The 1,042-nt window shown below is 67.5% G+C and carries 1 protein-coding gene; it reads left to right on the top strand.

Annotated features, from left to right (window positions below):
- A partial coding sequence (locus ACYVDE_RS24010) for a tetratricopeptide repeat protein (RefSeq protein ID WP_460504043.1) occupies positions 1 to 919 on the top strand: 919 nt, incomplete at its 5' end.
- Between the last annotated feature and the right edge of the window lie 123 nt (positions 920 to 1,042).

Here is a 1,042-nt window from a genome sequence, read left to right as displayed (position 1 = left end):
CGACTGGCAAGCCCTGCTGGCCCTTGCCGAAGCGCTTCGGCAGCTCAATCAGCTGCTGCCGGCCCGCGAAGCGGCCCAGGCGGCCATCGTGCTGGCACCTGCCGCTGCCGAAGCCCATTACGCCCTGGCTCAGGTAAATGGCCAGCTGGGGCACTTCGCCGAAACCGTGGCGGCCACCGAAGAAGCCATTCGCCTCGACCCGCACCAGCCCCGGTATTACGGCTACCGGGCGCAGCTTTGCTATGCCCAAGGCCATTGTACCGACGCCATTCGCTACGCCGAAACCGGCCTGCGCCTCGACGCCGAACAGCCGCATTGCCTGCTTTGGCGCGCCTTGGCGCAGGAAGCTACTCAGCAACCCAACGCCGCCGACCAGGATTTTGCGCAGCTGCTGCGCGTGGCCCCCGGCAGCGCTGTGGTGCACGCGCGCTTGGGCCAGTTGCTACTGCTGCGGAACAATTTCGCCGCCGCAGCGCCCCATTTGGCCGAAGCCCTGCGCCAAGACCCCAGCCAGGCATTCCAGCTAATGCCCCTGCTGCGCCACGCCCGGCAGCAGGCTACTTTGCCCGGCTGGCTGCACCGCGCCGTGCAACGCGAGCTACAGGCGCGGGCGGCGGACATTGCACCCGGCTTTGGCAGCCTGCTGGTGCGGGTAGCACTGGTGGCACACGCGGTGTGGCGTGGGTGGTTTCCGCGGCCCGACGCCCTTTTTCCCATGCTCGACCCGCCGCCGCTACGACGCCCTTGGGCGACTACCCCACTGGCCTGGCTGGGGCTGACGGGCCTAGTGAGTGCGCTCATCTACGTCAATGCCACGCAGCACCTGCGAGTGGGCCCCGCCATTTGCGTACTGGCCATTTTAGCGCTGCGCTACATGCATCAGCGCCAGCAAATTCCCACCAATACCGCTTTCGCTTAGCTTCCAATGGCTGATTCTGCCGACTACCTTCCCCGCGTACAGCTGCTGCTGAGCCAGCAGCGCCACGCCTTGGCCGCCCAGGAGCTGCGCCGCCAGCTGGCGCACGACCCGCACGACCCGGTG

This window comes from Hymenobacter agri (assembly GCF_054778495.1).
The sequence above is the reverse complement of the archived record's forward strand: the minus strand, read 5'-3'. Positions and strand labels throughout refer to the sequence as shown.